17 protein-coding genes are annotated in these 14,799 nt (G+C 66.0%); 11 read left to right on the forward strand and 6 right to left on the reverse strand.

Features of this window, described 5'->3' with window-relative positions; all coding sequences use genetic code 11:
• The first annotated feature begins 7 nt into the window (after positions 1-7).
• Positions 8-979 carry an AraC family transcriptional regulator gene (locus AKN84_RS18195; RefSeq protein WP_244485250.1) on the forward strand — a complete coding sequence of 324 codons (972 nt, stop codon included), beginning with the start codon at positions 8-10 and terminating at the stop codon, positions 977-979.
• A gap of 71 nt (positions 980-1,050) precedes the next feature.
• On the forward strand, positions 1,051-1,296 hold the full coding sequence (locus AKN84_RS18200) for a PilZ domain-containing protein (RefSeq protein ID WP_050422048.1): 246 nt from the start codon (positions 1,051-1,053) through the stop codon (positions 1,294-1,296).
• A gap of 110 nt (positions 1,297-1,406) precedes the next feature.
• Here the strand turns inward: AKN84_RS18200 and AKN84_RS18205 are convergent, their stop codons facing one another.
• Positions 1,407-1,655, reverse strand: a complete 249-nt coding sequence (locus AKN84_RS18205) for a hypothetical protein (RefSeq protein WP_050422049.1) — start codon at positions 1,653-1,655, stop codon at positions 1,407-1,409.
• Positions 1,656-1,805: 150 nt separating this feature from the next.
• Between AKN84_RS18205 and AKN84_RS18210 the strand changes: the two genes are divergently transcribed.
• Both AKN84_RS18210 and AKN84_RS18215 read left to right on the forward strand, forming a co-directional pair.
• Positions 1,806-2,567 (forward strand): nitroreductase, encoded by a 762-nt coding sequence (locus AKN84_RS18210; protein ID WP_244485252.1) that lies wholly within the window; start codon positions 1,806-1,808, stop codon positions 2,565-2,567.
• Between the two features lie 227 nt (positions 2,568-2,794).
• Positions 2,795-3,958 carry an acyl-CoA dehydrogenase family protein gene (locus AKN84_RS18215; RefSeq protein ID WP_050422050.1) on the forward strand — a complete coding sequence of 388 codons (1,164 nt, stop codon included), beginning with the start codon at positions 2,795-2,797 and terminating at the stop codon, positions 3,956-3,958.
• A gap of 154 nt (positions 3,959-4,112) precedes the next feature.
• Here the strand turns inward: AKN84_RS18215 and AKN84_RS18220 are convergent, their stop codons facing one another.
• Complete coding sequence (locus AKN84_RS18220) at positions 4,113-6,194, reverse strand: methyl-accepting chemotaxis protein (RefSeq protein WP_050422051.1); 2,082 nt, start codon at positions 6,192-6,194, stop codon at positions 4,113-4,115.
• Between the two features lie 164 nt (positions 6,195-6,358).
• Positions 6,359-6,610 carry a hypothetical protein gene (locus AKN84_RS18225; protein ID WP_050422052.1) on the reverse strand — a complete coding sequence of 84 codons (252 nt, stop codon included), beginning with the start codon at positions 6,608-6,610 and terminating at the stop codon, positions 6,359-6,361.
• Positions 6,611-6,787: 177 nt separating this feature from the next.
• Between AKN84_RS18225 and AKN84_RS18230 the strand changes: the two genes are divergently transcribed.
• Together AKN84_RS18230 and AKN84_RS18235 are read left to right on the forward strand one after the other, a co-directional pair.
• Positions 6,788-7,378, forward strand: a complete 591-nt coding sequence (locus tag AKN84_RS18230) for an NADPH-dependent FMN reductase (protein WP_050422053.1) — start codon at positions 6,788-6,790, stop codon at positions 7,376-7,378.
• Positions 7,379-7,411: 33 nt separating this feature from the next.
• Positions 7,412-8,194: an SDR family NAD(P)-dependent oxidoreductase gene (locus AKN84_RS18235; RefSeq protein WP_050422054.1), complete on the forward strand. Its 783-nt coding sequence runs from the start codon at positions 7,412-7,414 to the stop codon at positions 8,192-8,194.
• Positions 8,195-8,207: 13 nt separating this feature from the next.
• Here the strand turns inward: AKN84_RS18235 and AKN84_RS18240 are convergent, their stop codons facing one another.
• Positions 8,208-8,588 carry a hypothetical protein gene (locus AKN84_RS18240; protein WP_050422055.1) on the reverse strand — a complete coding sequence of 127 codons (381 nt, stop codon included), beginning with the start codon at positions 8,586-8,588 and terminating at the stop codon, positions 8,208-8,210.
• Between the two features lie 240 nt (positions 8,589-8,828).
• Here AKN84_RS18240 and AKN84_RS18245 point away from each other — a divergent pair, with 240 nt between their 5' ends.
• Entirely contained in the window at positions 8,829-9,395 is a 567-nt protein-coding gene (locus AKN84_RS18245) for a L,D-transpeptidase (RefSeq protein WP_128970976.1), read from the forward strand.
• A gap of 74 nt (positions 9,396-9,469) precedes the next feature.
• Here the strand turns inward: AKN84_RS18245 and AKN84_RS47400 are convergent, their stop codons facing one another.
• Positions 9,470-10,549, reverse strand: coding sequence for a hypothetical protein (locus AKN84_RS47400; protein ID WP_050422056.1), 1,080 nt, complete (start codon positions 10,547-10,549; stop codon positions 9,470-9,472).
• 372 nt (positions 10,550-10,921) lie between these two features.
• Between AKN84_RS47400 and AKN84_RS18255 the strand changes: the two genes are divergently transcribed.
• The 3 genes from AKN84_RS18255 (at position 10,922) to AKN84_RS18265 (ending at position 13,649) form a co-directional block, all read left to right on the forward strand.
• Positions 10,922-11,479, forward strand: coding sequence for a septal ring lytic transglycosylase RlpA family protein (locus AKN84_RS18255; protein ID WP_128970953.1), 558 nt, complete (start codon positions 10,922-10,924; stop codon positions 11,477-11,479).
• Between the two features lie 290 nt (positions 11,480-11,769).
• A complete protein-coding gene (locus AKN84_RS18260) occupies positions 11,770-13,338 on the forward strand; it encodes a serine hydrolase domain-containing protein (RefSeq protein WP_050422057.1) in 1,569 nt (522 codons plus the stop codon).
• 104 nt (positions 13,339-13,442) lie between these two features.
• On the forward strand, positions 13,443-13,649 hold the full coding sequence (locus tag AKN84_RS18265) for a hypothetical protein (RefSeq protein WP_050422058.1): 207 nt from the start codon (positions 13,443-13,445) through the stop codon (positions 13,647-13,649).
• Positions 13,650-13,688: 39 nt separating this feature from the next.
• Here AKN84_RS18265 and AKN84_RS18270 read toward each other — a convergent pair whose 3' ends face one another.
• Positions 13,689-14,417 (reverse strand): class I SAM-dependent methyltransferase, encoded by a 729-nt coding sequence (locus AKN84_RS18270; RefSeq protein WP_050422059.1) that lies wholly within the window; start codon positions 14,415-14,417, stop codon positions 13,689-13,691.
• 177 nt (positions 14,418-14,594) lie between these two features.
• Between AKN84_RS18270 and AKN84_RS18275 the strand changes: the two genes are divergently transcribed.
• Positions 14,595-14,780: a hypothetical protein gene (locus AKN84_RS18275; RefSeq protein ID WP_128970955.1), complete on the forward strand. Its 186-nt coding sequence runs from the start codon at positions 14,595-14,597 to the stop codon at positions 14,778-14,780.
• Positions 14,781-14,799: the final 19 nt, after the last annotated feature.

The following is a 14,799-nucleotide window of genomic DNA, read 5'->3' on the forward strand; positions in this document are numbered from 1 at the left end:
CGGTCATTTGACGGCGCCATTGCTGGTGCCGAGAGTCTTTCGTTTTGACGATGTTGATGCATTCCGGAGTTCGATCCGAAATCTGGATGTTGATTTCACGCCGCTTGCGCGGAAGATTTCGGCCGAGCAGGTCATCCTGAGCTTGCCGGGATGTGAGCTCAATTACACGCAGTCGTTTCCGAGGATCGTCGACGCGCAGCTTGCGCCGCATAGCACCGCGGTCGGCTTCACGATGGACGACGGCGTGCCGATGCGGTTCAACGGCGTCGAACGCGATCGTGCGGTGATCGTGCTTGGCGGCGGTGGTGCGTTCTACACTTCTGTGGAAGAGGCACCCCGCCAATATGCCTCGGTGATCTTCACGCCCGAGATCGTCGACCGCGGTTGGCCGAACCCCGGTCTGCATTTCAGCATTCACGAGATCTCTCAACGCGCGCAGGATCGGTTGCGCGAAGTTGTGAGGCAGGTGTTGCTCGTGACGTCGGACCAGGTGACGATTGCCGAGTTCGCCACGGGTGCGTCGATCAAGGAGACGCTGCTCGCGGTGATCGACAACGCGTTCGCCGAGATCGTGCCGGCGAAGTGGGCGACGCGGGCCAACACGACACGCCAGTTCAAGGTGTTCAACGACGCGCGCGCCATCCTGGCCGGCGACGTCGCTCATCCGATCTACAGCGGCGAGCTCGCGAGGCAAATCGGCGTGTCCGTGCGCACGCTGCACGACGCGATCCAGCGCTACCGGGGCATGAGCCTGCATCGCTATTTGCGGCTGCGCCGGCTCTGGCTGGTGCGCAAGCAACTGCTCGCCGGGGCGCCGAGCGTCAAGGCCTGCGCGCTGGCCTACGGGTTCTGGCACCTCAGCGATTTCTCGCGGAGCTACCGGTCGCACTTCGGGGAAGCGCCGTCGGAGACGCTGGCGGCCTCGCGCCGGCCTGGCGTCATGCGCGCCGATCCGTCAGATGCCAGACATGATTCGTAACAGTCGGTCTGAACGGAATCTTAACGGCCGGCGGTGAATCTGTTGGTACGATTCCACCAGAGGCGGCGTTAATGCATCCCCGACGATTTGCGCGTGTTCGTCCGTCAGGATGCGTGTCCAGCGTGGTCAAGCTCCAGCTCGAACCGAAGGCGCCGCTGATCGAGTGCCGGCTGGTGGACTATTCCGCCGGCGGGGCCTGCCTGGAATTCGCAAAGCCAATCCAGCTGCCGGAACGTTTTGAGATGTTTCACGGCAATACGAAGAAGCGCTGCCGGCGGGTCTGGAGCAAGGGCGTCCGGGTCGGCGTCTCGTTCTGAGCGCCCGCCGAGCTGGGTCTGTCACCCGTGAACAGCCGTTCGGGCCGCGCCATGCGCGACCCGATGGTCGATCCCGATCGAGGGAGGCGAATAAGCGCCGGCGAGGGGGCTCAGGCGCCGCTCTGGCACTTCTTCATGAACGAGGTCTTGGCCGCGCCGGCGAGCTTCTTGCCGTCGGACCCGACCGCCTTGGTCTCGCAGGCATCCATCGTGCACTTCTTCATGAACGAGGTCTTGGCCGCGCCGGCCAGCGCCTTGCCGTCCTTGCCGACGGCTTTCGTCTCGCAGGAGGCGTCCTGTGCAAATGCCGAACCGGCGGCAAAGGTCGCGATCACGGCCGCCAAGAAAATCCGCTTCATCTGGGTTCTCCCTAAACCAAACCAGTGGCCGGATTGGATATCGGATTCTTGGCCCGATCAAGTTCCCACAGCCGATTTTGTCTATAAAATACCCGGATAGCCGCGGGAAAATTCCGTGTGCGGCGCGGAACAAAATGGGGGAAACGCGGAATGGAATTCGAGACGCTGGTACAGACACGCAAAAGCGTGCGCGGGTTCAACAAGCAGCCGGTGTCCCGGGCGACCGTCGAAGAGATCATCGAGGTGGCCAAGCGGGCCCCGTCCTCGATGAACACCCAGCCGTGGCACGTCCATGTCCTGACCGGGAAGCCGCTGGAGGAAGTGCGCCGCCGCAACATGGAGGAGATGGTCGCCGGCGCCAAGGTCAAACGCGACATCGTCAGCCATGGCGAGTACCAGGGCGTGCACCGCGGCCGCCAGGTCGACATCGCCAAGAAGCTGTTCGGCGCCATGGGCATCGCCCGCGACGACAAGCCGATGCGGCAGGACTGGGTGCTACGCGGCTTCCGCCAGTTCGACGCCCCGGTCTCGCTGGTGCTGGCCTACGACCGGATCCTCGATCCCGGCGCGGTCTGCCATTTCGATCTCGGCGCGCTCTGCTACGGCATCGTGCTGGCCGCCTGGGATCGCGGCCTCGGCAGTGTGATCAACGGCCAGGGCATCATGCGCTCCGACATCGTGCGCGAGGTCGCCAACATCCCGGAAGACCAGGTGATCATGACCTGCGTCGCGATGGGCTACCCCGACGACAGCTTTGCCGCCAATGCGGTGCGGTCGGACCGCGAGGCCAACAGCGACTTCGTCCGCTATGTCGCTTTGCCGACTAGCGTAGGGGCAGGATCGCGCATACCTGCATTTGCAGGGGCGACCGCACGCCGTTTCGCGAGCAAGCGACGACGACCGGCGTGCTGATTGTCGATCGCTTCCTCGCTGACAACAATCTCGCGGCGCGATCGATTGCCTGACGCGCCGCCACATCTCGCGCATTTGAGTACGCTGACCGCGCCGCGGGATATTGAATTCCGCACCATGAAACCATCGCGCGACAGTTAGCGTAGGCGCGCGTTTCCGCTATTCCTGCCGACAAAAAATGCGCTACTGGTTTTGTGAAGCGAAACAGCACAGGCGAGGAATCCCAGATGAGCGATGATGAACAGACAGCCATGATCCGCGAGACCGTCGCGCGCTTCGTCGATCGCGAGCTGATCCCGCTCGAGCCGCAATATCTGAAATCGAAACTGCCCGGCAGCGATCATCCCGAGCTCACCTCGGAACAGCGCAAGCGGCTGCGCGAGGTCTCCAAGGAGCTCGGCCTCTGGGGCCTCGATGCGCCCGAGGATCTCGGCGGCCACGATTTGCCGACGCGCACGATGGCGGCGGTGCATGAAGAGCTCGGCCGCAGCTGCGTGCCGTTCGTGCTGCCGCCGGACTCGCCGAACCTGCGCATGCTGCAGGCGGTCGGCACCGACGCGCAGAAGAAGAAATATCTGCAGCCTTACATCGAGGGCCGGATGGCGTCGGCGATCGCGATCTCCGAGCCCGGCGCCGGCGGCGATCCCGCGGGCATGAAGACGCGGGCGTTGCTCGAGGGCGAACAATGGGTGCTGAACGGCCGCAAGATCTGGATCAGCAACGCGCGCGCCGCCGACTTCATCATCGTGATGGCGCGGGTCGGCAACGACCAGCGCCAGGGCGGTATCACTTCCTTCATCGTCGAAAAGGGCACGCCCGGCTTCATCATCGAGCGCGAGATCCCGATGGTCGGCGGCGGCTCGACCTACGAGATCGTGTTCGAGGATTGCCGCATCCCGAAGGACTCGGTGCTCGGTGAGGTCGGCAAGGGCTACGCGCCGATGCAGCTGCGCCTGCGCACGCGGCGGCTCGAGATGGGATCGACCTGCGTCGGCATCACCAAGCGCGCGCTCGACATGATGTGCGAACACGCCAAGCAGCGCGAGACGTTCGGCGTCAAGCTCGCCGAGCGCCAGGCGATCCAGTGGTGGATTGCCGACATCTCGACGCGCATGCATGCGTGCCGGCTGATGGTGCGCGACGCCGCCGACAAGACCGACCGCGGCGAGGACATCCGCCACGAAGCCTCGATGATCAAGGTGTTCGCGACCGAGATGGCCTATGACGCCTGCGACCACGCCATGCAGACGCTCGGCGCGCTCGGCGTTACGCTGGAATTGCCGCTGAATGCGCTGTGGCAGAAGGCCCGCCTGATGCGGGTCTATGAGGGCCCGAGCGAAGTCCATCGCCAGGCCATCGCCCGCCGCGTGCTCGGCCTGCGCGGGGGGTAGGGGCACGAGGCTCCTAGGCCAACCCCGTCATTGCGAGGAGCGACAGCGACGAAGCAATCCATATCTCCACTTGCGGCGCGATGGATTGCTTCGCTTGCGCTCGCAATGACGCGGATAGAGTCCTTGCCAAGCCGTGACTACGGCGTGCGGTCGACTACGCCGCCCGCACGTCGGAGAGGAAGCGGTTGACCTGGCCGGCGAGGTCCTTCGACTGCGTCGAGAGCTGCTCGGCCGCGCCCAGCACCTGGGTTGCCGCCGCACCGGTGTCGTCGGCGGCGCGCTGCACGCCGGAGATGTTGGAGTTGACCTCCTGGGTGCCGCGCGCGGCTTCCTGCACGCTGCGCGAGATCTCCTTGGTCGCCGAGCCCTGTTCCTCGATCGCGGCGGCAATCGCGGTGCCGATCTGGTCGATCTCGGTGATGACGTCGACGACGCTGCGGATCGCCGTCACGGTCTCGTCGCTCGCGGTCTGGATCGCGGTGATCTGCTCGGAAATCTCGGTGGTTGCCTTGGCGGTCTGACCGGCCAGCGACTTCACCTCCGAGGCGACCACGGCAAAGCCACGGCCGGCCTCGCCGGCGCGGGCCGCCTCGATGGTGGCGTTGAGCGCGAGCAGATTGGTCTGGGCCGCGATGCTCTGGATCAGCGTCACGACGTCGCCGATCTTCTGCGCGCCCTCGGCCAGCGAGCGCGCGGTGTCGCCGGTGCGGCGGGCATGGTCGACCGCACGCGCGGCGATCTCGGTCGAGGTCGCGACCTGGCGGGCGATCTCCGAGATCGACGAGGTCAGTTCCTCGGTCGCGCTCGCGACCGTCTGCACGTTGGTCGAGGTCTGATCGGACGCCGCCGCGACGACCGCGGCCTGACGGTTGGTGGCGGCCGCCGTCGCCGACATCGATTGCGCCGTATCCTCCATGACAGAGGACGCCGCCGACAATCCGCCGACCAGTTCGGTGACCTTGGCTTCGAAAGCGCGGGTGAGATCGTCGAGCACCCGGGCGCGCCGCATCTTGACGTCGTTCTCGGCTTCCTTCTCGGTCGCGAGACGGTCGGCCTCGATCCGGTTGTCCTTGAACACCTGCACGGCGGCGGCCATCGCGCCGATCTCGTCGTTGCGCGCGGCGCCCGGGATCGCTTCGGCGACTTCGCCCGCGGCGAGACGCGACATCCGGCCGGTGAGGGCGGCGATCGGGTTGAGGATACGGCGGCGGACCATGACGATGAGGCCGGCGCTGACGGCGATGACCGCGAGCAGCCCGATCACTGCGATCACGAAGCTGAAGCGCGCCGACGAATAGGCAGCGGAAAGCACCTGTTCGGCATTCTCGTAGAACGCGTCGCGTACCGTGATGATGGCGGCGAGGCCGATCTGCGATTCCGGATAGTAGGTGTCGAGATCCTGCTCGTACTTGCCGGTCACGGCGCCTTCCTTGGCGAACTTCAGCGCCTTGCCGAAGCGCTCGACGTAGTCGGCCTGCATCTTGCCGAGCGCCGCCATGACGTTCGCTGGCGTCGCCGGATTGTTGCGCAATTCCTGCAGCGTCGAGAGGATCTGCTCGGTGCGGCCGGTCGAGCGGTAGAGCTCCATCTTCTCCGGCTCGGTCGCGACGCGCTTGGCGCCGACCAGCGCCTTGTGCAGGCTGGCATTGAGGCCGCCGGTATCGCGCAGCATCCAGGCGACGTTCGCGTAGCTGGCCTGGCGGTAGGCATTGCCGTCGAGGCCGGCGAGGCGGCGCACCTGCTCGTCGAGCAGCGTGGTGACACCGGCGTTGAACACGGAATTGTCGGCGACGATCTTGCCGGCGGCGGCGCGGCGGGCCTCGGCCGGACCGGCGATCGCAGCGGCAATGGCGTCGCGCAGCCCGGCAAACTTCACCTTCAGCGCATCGATCTCGCGCGCGACCGCCTCGCCGTCGTCGAGCGAACCCGGCAGGGTGGCGCGGACCTGGTTAACCTTGGCGAGGGCGCCGTCGGTCAATTGACGCTGGCGGTCGAGCTCGGCGATCTGCTTCGGATCGATCGTGGCGCCCCCAAGCAGCAAATTGGTGGCGTAGCCCCGCTCGGGGTTCATGTAGCGCGGGATATCGCCGACGGCGCGGACGATCTCGAGCCGGCTCTGCGCGGTCGAGACCTTGTCCATGGTCTGGTACTTCGTGACCGCGACATAGGCCGCCAGGCCGCCGCCGACCGCGGACAACGAGACGATCGCGGCCGTCAGGAGAGTACCGATCTTCATGGGATGCGCGCCATTTCTTGACGGGAGAGGGAGAGGCCTCAACCGTACCGGGCGCGCATTAAGCGAGGGTTTATGATACGGAGCCGCGGCGGTCCCGCACATCCATATTGTCCGAAAGTCGAGGGGGCCGCACCGCCGGCCGCGCGTGGCGGCGGGCGCGCGGGTCAGTGCTCGTCGCCGTCCGCGCCCTTGGTCGCGGCGCGGTGTTGCGTGGCGCCGCCCGCGCCCGCTTCGCCGCAGGGAAGCTGGTTCCAGGTGCCGTCGGCGGCCTGCTGGTAGGCCTGGCAGCCGGCCGAAGTGGTGGCTGTGGATTTCTCTTCGGCTTTCTGCCGCTCGGTGCTCTTCGCCAGCGCTGGCGTGGCCAGGACAGCGATGGCTGCAAGCGAGCTTGCGAAAACCAGCTTTGCGATTCGCATGTCGGGTTCTCCTTCTCGAAGCAAAGCCATATCCAGAAAAGAAATCTGGCGATTTTGGGCCGCGGCGACGCGCCTGCGACCAATTGCTTAATGCCGTGAAAACGGGCCGGAATGCCGGTTAACATCTGCGCGCCGCGCCGCGGGACGGCTGTCGCAGTGCCGTGGTAGGATCGCGCCATGACCCACCGCATTCTCGTTCTCTACGGCTCCTATCGCTCGGATCGCATGGGCATCCGGCTGGCGCATTTCGTCGTCGACGGCCTCCGCGGCCGCGGCGGCGACGTCGAGTTGATCGACGCCAAGGAGGTCGGCCTGCCGATGCTCGACCGGATGTACAAGGAGCACCCCAAAGGACAGGCGCCGGCCGTGCTCGAAACGCTCGCCGGCAAGATCCGCGACGCCGACGGCTTCCTGTTCGTCACCGGCGAATATAATTGGGGCATGCAGCCCGGGCTGAAGAACCTGACTGATCATTTTCTCGAGGAATGGTTCTGGCGTCCGGCGGCGATCGCAAGCTATTCGGCCGGACGGTTCGCTGGCGCGCGTGCCGCGACCGCCTGGCACGGCACGCTGTCGGAGATGGGCATGGTGGTGATCTCGAGCACGATCAGCGCGGGGCCGATCGCGCAGACGCTGTCGGCCGAGGGTAAGCCGATCGGCGAGGGCGGCAAGTCGCTCGAACGCGCCTTTCCACGCTTCGCCGACGACTTCACCTGGTGGATCGAAGCCGCCAAGGCGCAGCGGGCGCGCAAGGCGCCGCCATACTGAGCGCAGGTCTGCAGGTCCAGGAGATCGGGGATCATGAGCCTCTTCACATCGCCCTTCGATCCCGCGCGCGAGACGGCCTTAGTGACCGGCGCCGGCAACGGCATCGGGCGCGCCATCGCGCAGGCCCTGGTCGGCGAGGGTGTGCGCACCGTGTTTGCAGACCTGCATGAGGACAGGGTGTTGGCCGCGATCAAGGCCGCGCCGCATCCGGAGCTGGCGTTGCCCTGGGTCGGCGATCTCGCGCAGCGTGGCGCGTGCGATGCCTTGCTCGCGTATGCGCAAGTCACGCTTGGGCAGGTGACGCATTTCGTCCACAGCGCATCGCCGCCGCGCCGCGAGGCCGATCATGCGATGGCGGTCGACGAAGAGACCTGGCAGCAGATGCACGCGGTCAATCTCGATGCCGGCTTTCATCTGTCGCGCGAACTGGCGCGCAAGCTGATCGCGGCGAAGACGCCGGGCTCGTTCCTGCTGCTCACCTCGCTGCATGCCGGCACGCCGCGCAACCTGCCGCATTACTCGACGGCGAAGGCCGGCATGGCGATGCTGGTGAAGGAGCTTGCCAAGAGCTGGGGCCGCCATGGCATCCGCGTCAATGCGCTGGTGCCCGGCGCGATCGCGGCCGGCGGCTTCGTTGCCGATCCTGCGCTGGCAAAGCACATCCCGCTCGGCCGGCTCGGTCAGGCGGACGATCTTGCGCCGATGGCGCTCGCCGTGCTCTCGCACAAGCTCTCCGGCTACGTCACCGGCGCATCGATCGTGGTCGATGGCGGATTGTCGCTGACCAACTGGTTCGCGCCGCCGGAGCTCGATTGAGAATTGAAGTGGATTACTTGGTCCTGATGTAGCCCGCGAGCCGCGTCTTCTGGTCCTGGCACCAGGTCGTCATGCTGCCGGCGCGGCGTTGATCGAGATCGGTGGTCTGGGTTGCGATCGCAACTTCGGTCATCAGGTCGTCGGCCTGCTTCTCGCCCATCTTGCCGCCAGTATGCATGTAGGCGATCGCCTTGCGCACCTGCTCGGTGGTGCCGTCGGGCAGGTGCATGTCCTGCGCGCGCTGCACGAGGTCCTGATAGACCAGATCGGTGCCGGGGCACTCGACCTTTGCCGCGAAAGCCTGCAGCACCATCGTGACATAGGCCGCGCGCGGATCGGCGTGGGCCGGTGTTGCCGCGACGATCAGGCCGCCGATCAGCAGAGCGTAACGCATCGAATTCCTCCCGAGGTTTTAGACATTTTGCCGCAAGGCTAGCGTCCGCGGGAACCGACTGCAACCGTAAGGACACACTTGCCGAGGGAACCGATCAAACAGCCGTGTTCCAATCGGGGCTGCCACGATTTCAGCACGATTTCGGCAGCAAGTGCCACAAGTTGACGCAGGGGGAGATTGATCGTGTCGAAGTTGGGGCTTGCTGCGGTGCTGGTGGGTTCGCTTGCACTTGGCGGCTGCATGCAGGCGACGCTGTCGCCGGTGACGGATGCCGCGATGACGCCGCGCGATCGGCAATTGTTGGCGCATCCGCCCTATGCGGAGGCCAGGATCCCGGATCAGTTCCAGCGCCACATTGTCGATTACAGGCGCAAGGAACAGCCGGGGTCGATCCTGGTCGATACCGACGCGCGCTACCTCTATTACGTGCTGCCCGGCGGCAAGGCGATCCGCTACGGCGTCGCCGTCGGCGAGGAGGCGATGGCGTTTTCCGGCGTGGCCACGGTCGGCCGTCTGGCCGAGTGGCCCGATTGGGTTCCGACCCAGGACATCCAGGAGCGGCTCGGACCGTATCCGAAGCGGGTCGCAGGTGGACCGGCCAATCCGCTGGGTGCCCGGGGCATCTACCTCTACCAAGGCAACAAGGACACGCTGTACCGCATCCACGGCACCAACCAGCCCGAATATATCGGGCAGGCGATCTCGTCGGGCTGTATCCGCATGAACAATGCCGACGTCATCGATCTCTACCAGCACGTCAAGCCGGGCGCGACCGTGGTCGTGCTGCCGCCGGGACAGAGCGCGTAATTCGCACTCGAAATGCAAAGCGGCCGATCGCGCCATCGCGACCGGCCGCTTTTTCTTTGGCCGTTGGTTAGCCGTCAGCGCAGCGGCATCGGCGGCCGAACCACCGGGCCGCCATCATCGGCATCGACGATATTCGACTGTTGCTGCGGTTGCACCGGGCGCGGTGCGGCAGCCTGCGGCGCAGCGGCTACAGGGGGCGGCAGCGGTGCTGCTGATGCCGACGGAGGCGGCGGCGGGATATAGGCCTGCGCCGGCCGACGGATCGGCGGAGGAGCAGCGGCCGCGTGCGGCACTGCCTGAGGCGTGACCGCGGCGCGCGGACGCGGCGCGACCGGCCGAGGTTCGACGGCCCTGGTCTCGGTCGTCCGGGCAACACGCTGCGCCAGCTGATCCTGGCTGGCCTTGAGCTGATCGATGCTGGTCTTGAGCTGCTCGATCTGCTGTCCCATCGACGCGAGATCGCGCGCCATCGACTGCAGCAACTGCGCCTGGTCAGGCGCGGCTGCGGCTGGCGCCGGCGCTGCCGGCGTGGCGGGTGCGACCGGCGCTGCGACGGCAGCCGGTGCTGCGGCGGCAGGAGCGGGCGCGGCCGTGGCAACGTCCTGCGGCGGAGCCGCCGGAGCGGCCTCGGCTGGCTGATCAGCGGCCGCTTGCGCCACGGGCGGGCTCGCCTGGTCGGGAGCGGCGGTCGATTTGCCGGGCAGCAGCGATGTCAGGGCCTCGACCTGCGGCACGTACTCGGCCGCCAGCTGCTTGACGCGATGTCCGTAGTGTTGCCACGCCGCCGTGCCCATGGCGCCGACGATCGCGAACACGAACCAGAAGGCGCGGATCGCCCACTTGTTGGTGGGGCGCGGCGCGCGCTCCAGCCGGATGTCGTCCAGCCGGCCGTCATGGCTTGCGGCGCTATACTCCGGCGCGGCCGGCGGCACCGGGATCGGCGCAGCCGGCGGCACAGAGGCGGCCGCCGCCGCGTATGCGATCGATGGCGTGGACGCGGGCGCGAGACTCGGCCCGAAATAGGGCTCGCGTTGCCCAGGCGCTGCCTTGCCGGCAGCTGCCGGTGCGGCGGCATTGTCCGGGCGGGCCGGAGCGAAGCTGGGTTCGATCGCGAAAATATCGTGCGGATCAGCGTCTTTCAGTGTGGATTGCATGGCGGTCCCCGTATCAGTCCAAGGTCAAACCGCAAATGGGCGGCCGGCAAATTTCGCTCTGTATCGATCCCTGGCCCTGTCCCCACAACTCCAGCCGGGTTTGACCAAAGCAAGGCGAGAGGGTGGAGAGGTTGGGGAGTTTCGGGAACCGGAGCGGGCTGCCGAGGCTACGGGAATGGACGCCCCGGCGGCAGCTGCATTTCCGGGGGAATCTCCTGAGTTGTGTGGCGTATCCACCACACCCGAGGGGAAATCGCACAGTGCGCGGCGGGTCTGACAGCGGTCCGCCACCGTTCTGCCCCGATTGGATTCGGCTCATTAGGCGGGTGTTGGATTTTCGGCTTGGGCTGGGGCGCGAGTTGGGGATGCAACATGTCACGCGACGATGCAGTCATTTCGTACGTCGACGTTATCGGCCGTGCGCGCGGTGCGGTGCCCGCGGCGCGAAAGCCGCTGCGGCTGTTTGCGGTCGTGATCGGCGCAGCGTCGCTTGCGGCCTGCGCACAGTCCTCGGTCGTCAGCCAGCGCTCGCAGGCGCTCGCGAGCCGGCCGGAGCCGACGCGGGCCGCATCATCGGCGACGCGCACACATGTCGCAGCCGCGCACCGGCATGCGCCCTACGCCGCGCGCAAGACTGCGGACAGCAAGATGGCGTCGCAGGGCGTTGCGAGCTTCTACAGCGACGAGCAGGAGACCGCGAGCGGCGAGAAGTTCAATGCGCACGAACTGACTGCCGCGCATCCGACATTGCCGTTCGGCACCAGGCTGCGCGTCACCGACGTCAAGACCGGCCGCTCGGTGACCGTGCGCGTCAATGACCGCGGCCCCTACGTGCCCGGACGCATCCTCGACGTGTCATATTCCGCGGCACAGTCGCTAGGCATGATCGGCAAAGGCGTCGCGAATGTCAGGCTCGACGTGGTGCAGTGAGCTGCGCCGCACAGGCCGCGTTCGGGATTTTTCGTCGGACGGATCGGGAAAAACTCCCGGCGTTGCGCGCGCTTTAATCCTGTTGTCCGAACCACCCAGCCCAATAGAATTAGCGCCGCTACTTCCCCGCGCGGGCATTTTCCAAGCGTGTGGATTTCTACCCAACGAACCTTTCCCCGCCTTGGAGTGTCCCGCCAAGGCGGGTTTTTTTGCTTGCGGCCATGCGTGCCCGATCCGTTGACAGCGCGGGCCGGAGCCATAACCTCCGTTCCGCTTTCGGAGGACGGCCCATGCCCAACAACAATCAGGAAATTGACGGCGTCGCATCAGGCCGGCCGTCACGGCGCGGAGCATTGCAGCTGTTCCTGGGTGGCGCCGCCGTGCTGCTTACGCCGGACGGCCGCACTGGCACGGTGACGGTGGCGCTGGCCGAGACCGCCTTTGCCGATGGACTGTCGCGCAGCCGGCCGGAAGAGCAGGGCATCGCGCCATCCGCGATCCTCGACTTTCTCGACGAGGTCGACCGCCAGGGTTACGAGCTGCACAGCTTCATGCTGTGGCGCAACGGCCAGGTGGTCGCGGAGGGGTGGTGGTCGCCGTATAGCGCCGACCGCAACCACATGATGCATTCGCTGACCAAGAGCGTCACCGTCAGCGCGGTCGGGCTCGCCATCGCCGACAAGCGGTTCGGTCTGCAGGACAAGGCTGTCTCGTTCTTCAAGGACAAGCTGCCGCCGGTCGTCGACGACAAGCTCGCGGCGATGACGGTGGAAGACCTCCTGACCATGCGCACCGGCCACGCCTCGATGACCTCGGGGTCGGCGTGGCGGCCGATCAAGACCAGCTGGGTCGCCGAGTTCTTCAAGATCCCGGTCGTCTACCAGCCCGGCACCAAATGGGTCTACACCTCGGCCGCGACCTATCTGCTGTCCGCGATCGTCACCAAGACGACCGGCGAGACTGTCGCCGACTATCTGAAGCCACGATTTTTCGATCCTCTCGGAATCTCAGGCTATGAATGGCCGGTCGGGCCGGAAGGCATCTCGCCCGGCGCCAACGGGCTGAGCTGGAAGACGGTCGATTGCCTCAAGCTCGGCATCCTGTACGCGCAGAACGGCATGTGGAACGGCAAGCAGGTGCTGCCGGCCGACTGGGTGGCGGCGGTGCAGCAGCCGCACGTCAAGGACACCTACGGCTATCAATGGTGGATCGGACCCGAGACGTTCTACGCCGACGGCCTGTTCGACCAGCTCAGCTTCGTCTTTCCCAAGCACAATGCGGTGCTGGCGATCACCGCCGGCATTCCGCAGCGCAGTGGTTTCAACAAGCTGGTGTTCCGGCATTTCCCGGCGATGTTCTCCGGTAATGTGACGAAGAACGATGGAGATGCCGAGAAGCTGACGGCGCGGACCGCGGCGTTGCAGCTGCTACCGCCATTGGTGCCGGCATCGTCGCCGGTCGCGGCGCAGATTTCAGGCAAGACCTGGCAGATGCCGGAGAACACCGACGCGATCAAATCGGTAAGTCTCAGCTTCGCCGACAAGACCTGCACCTTCACGCTCGAGGACGGCAGAGGCACGCACACAATCGAGGTCGGTCTCGACGCGCCGCGCGAGGGCACCACGACGATGACCGGCAACAAGCTGCATCACGAGTACCAGCCAGATGTGATGCGCGTGGTCGCGAGCGGCACCTGGCGCGACCTGCGCACCTTCGTGATGACCTGGACGTTCGTCGAATCGGCGTTCCGCGACACCGTGACCTGTACCTTCGAGGGACCGCAGATGCGATTCGCGCGCAGCGTCAATGTCAACTCGTCGGCGCTGGATATGCCGACCTTGATGGGCAAGCTGGCGTAGCCGCGCCCGCAAATTGCGCACTGCCGCATCTTGCGGTGGGCTTCCACCAAATTGTCACAGTCCCAGCGAAATGCAGCCCAAAGCCGCTGCCAACACACCGCCGGATGGACTATGTCGGCGAGGGACAAGCGTTGGCCTACAAGATGATCGCAGAACGCGAGAACGAAACGGTCAGGATCGAGCGGGAGAGCACCTTCATCATCATCGCCAAGGCCAGGGTCTGGGCCAGCGAGGGATGGCAGGTGGTGATCACCGACAAGGACGGAAAATCATACCCGCCCGAGGAATTCGACAAGCTGCTCGCGGCATGATGCTAGAGCGCTACGAGTCTAGCTCGAACCATCATCGCGCTAGCGCTGCGCTGACACCAGCAGCATCATCGGCCGTTCGAGTTCGTCGGCGAGTTCAGGCATCGCCTTGATCTGCTCGCGCGTCGGGGAGAATTCCTCGACACGGCGCAGCGTGAAGCCGGCGCCGATCAGCGCGTTGAGCGTGGTGCCGATGGTGCGGTGATATTTCAGCACGCCCTGCACATACCAGTCGGTGCGGCGTTCGCCTTCGATGAAGTAGCGGTTGACCGGCCAGATCTTGCGGCCGTCCTGGTCCTGTCCCCAATCCGGATGGGCAGCCGCCATGTAGATCGGGTGCTCGATGGTGAAGACCAGATGCCCGTCCGCGACGAGCGTGCGGTACAGCATGCGCGCCAGCCGATCGAAGTCCCTGATGTAATGGAAGGTGAGGGCGCTGTAGGCGAGGTCGAATGTGGCCTTCGGCAGCTCCAGCGTTTCGAGGTCGGCGATCTCGTAGGTGATGGCCGGATCCTGCGTCATCGCGGTGGCGCGGGCGATCATGGTCTGCGACAGGTCGACGCCGAGCACGTCGGAGGCGCCTTGCTCGCGCATCCAGCGCGCCACCCAGCCGAAGCCGCAGCCGAGATCGACCACGCGCTTGCCCGCGACCTCAGGCAGCATGGCGCGGATCGCGGGCCATTCCGGCGCGCCGAGCAGCCCGCGGACCTGCCGCGGGAGCTGGCTGTAGCCGGCGAAGAAGCCGGGATCATCGTAGATGTTTTGCGCCATGGCACGGCAACTCGGCAAACGGATGGAGTTCGTCTCTGTAACCGCCGCCGCGCCGCGTGGGAACCGCCGATTGCATCGCGCGCGGGAACCAGAGGCGGCATTCGGCGGTTTCTGATGTCAGCGCCGCGGGATGCGCATTCGCCCGTCCGGCGGCGGTCGACAGCCGAGGAGAGCGCCATGATAGCCGAGATGCAAATCCACACCATCGCGCGGCAGATGCTGCTGAAGCACGGCCCGGAGGCGATTGCGCAAGCGGCGCAGAACGCGGTGGCCTGCGAGCGCAAAGGCGAGACCGAAGACGCCCGCGACTGGCGCCATATCGAGGACGCCCTGAAGATGATGCGCGGACCGCATCAGAGCTGACCGCCGGCAGCCACGATGG

The sequence above is a fragment of the Bradyrhizobium tropiciagri genome (assembly GCF_001189845.1).
GTDB lineage: Bacteria > Pseudomonadota > Alphaproteobacteria > Rhizobiales > Xanthobacteraceae > Bradyrhizobium > Bradyrhizobium tropiciagri.

Excerpts from the sequence above, each read along its gene's own strand:
- AKN84_RS18235 (WP_050422054.1), top strand. The coding sequence starts at position 7,412 with ATGAGCCTCTTCACATCGCCCTTCGATCCCGCGCGCGAGACGGCCTTA.
- AKN84_RS18200 (WP_050422048.1), top strand. The coding sequence starts at position 1,051 with ATGCATCCCCGACGATTTGCGCGTGTTCGTCCGTCAGGATGCGTGTCC.
- AKN84_RS47400 (WP_050422056.1), bottom strand. The coding sequence starts at position 10,549 with ATGCAATCCACACTGAAAGACGCTGATCCGCACGATATTTTCGCGATC.
- AKN84_RS18240 (WP_050422055.1), bottom strand. The coding sequence starts at position 8,588 with ATGCGTTACGCTCTGCTGATCGGCGGCCTGATCGTCGCGGCAACACCG.
- AKN84_RS18270 (WP_050422059.1), bottom strand. The coding sequence starts at position 14,417 with ATGGCGCAAAACATCTACGATGATCCCGGCTTCTTCGCCGGCTACAGC.
- AKN84_RS18260 (WP_050422057.1), top strand. The coding sequence starts at position 11,770 with ATGCCCAACAACAATCAGGAAATTGACGGCGTCGCATCAGGCCGGCCG.
- AKN84_RS18245 (WP_128970976.1), top strand. The coding sequence starts at position 8,829 with ATGCAGGCGACGCTGTCGCCGGTGACGGATGCCGCGATGACGCCGCGC.
- AKN84_RS18215 (WP_050422050.1), top strand. The coding sequence starts at position 2,795 with ATGAGCGATGATGAACAGACAGCCATGATCCGCGAGACCGTCGCGCGC.
- AKN84_RS18230 (WP_050422053.1), top strand. The coding sequence starts at position 6,788 with ATGACCCACCGCATTCTCGTTCTCTACGGCTCCTATCGCTCGGATCGC.
- AKN84_RS18275 (WP_128970955.1), top strand. The coding sequence starts at position 14,595 with ATGATAGCCGAGATGCAAATCCACACCATCGCGCGGCAGATGCTGCTG.
- AKN84_RS18210 (WP_244485252.1), top strand. The coding sequence starts at position 1,806 with ATGGAATTCGAGACGCTGGTACAGACACGCAAAAGCGTGCGCGGGTTC.
- AKN84_RS18265 (WP_050422058.1), top strand. The coding sequence starts at position 13,443 with ATGGACTATGTCGGCGAGGGACAAGCGTTGGCCTACAAGATGATCGCA.
- AKN84_RS18220 (WP_050422051.1), bottom strand. The coding sequence starts at position 6,194 with ATGAAGATCGGTACTCTCCTGACGGCCGCGATCGTCTCGTTGTCCGCG.
- AKN84_RS18225 (WP_050422052.1), bottom strand. The coding sequence starts at position 6,610 with ATGCGAATCGCAAAGCTGGTTTTCGCAAGCTCGCTTGCAGCCATCGCT.
- AKN84_RS18255 (WP_128970953.1), top strand. The coding sequence starts at position 10,922 with ATGTCACGCGACGATGCAGTCATTTCGTACGTCGACGTTATCGGCCGT.
- AKN84_RS18205 (WP_050422049.1), bottom strand. The coding sequence starts at position 1,655 with ATGAAGCGGATTTTCTTGGCGGCCGTGATCGCGACCTTTGCCGCCGGT.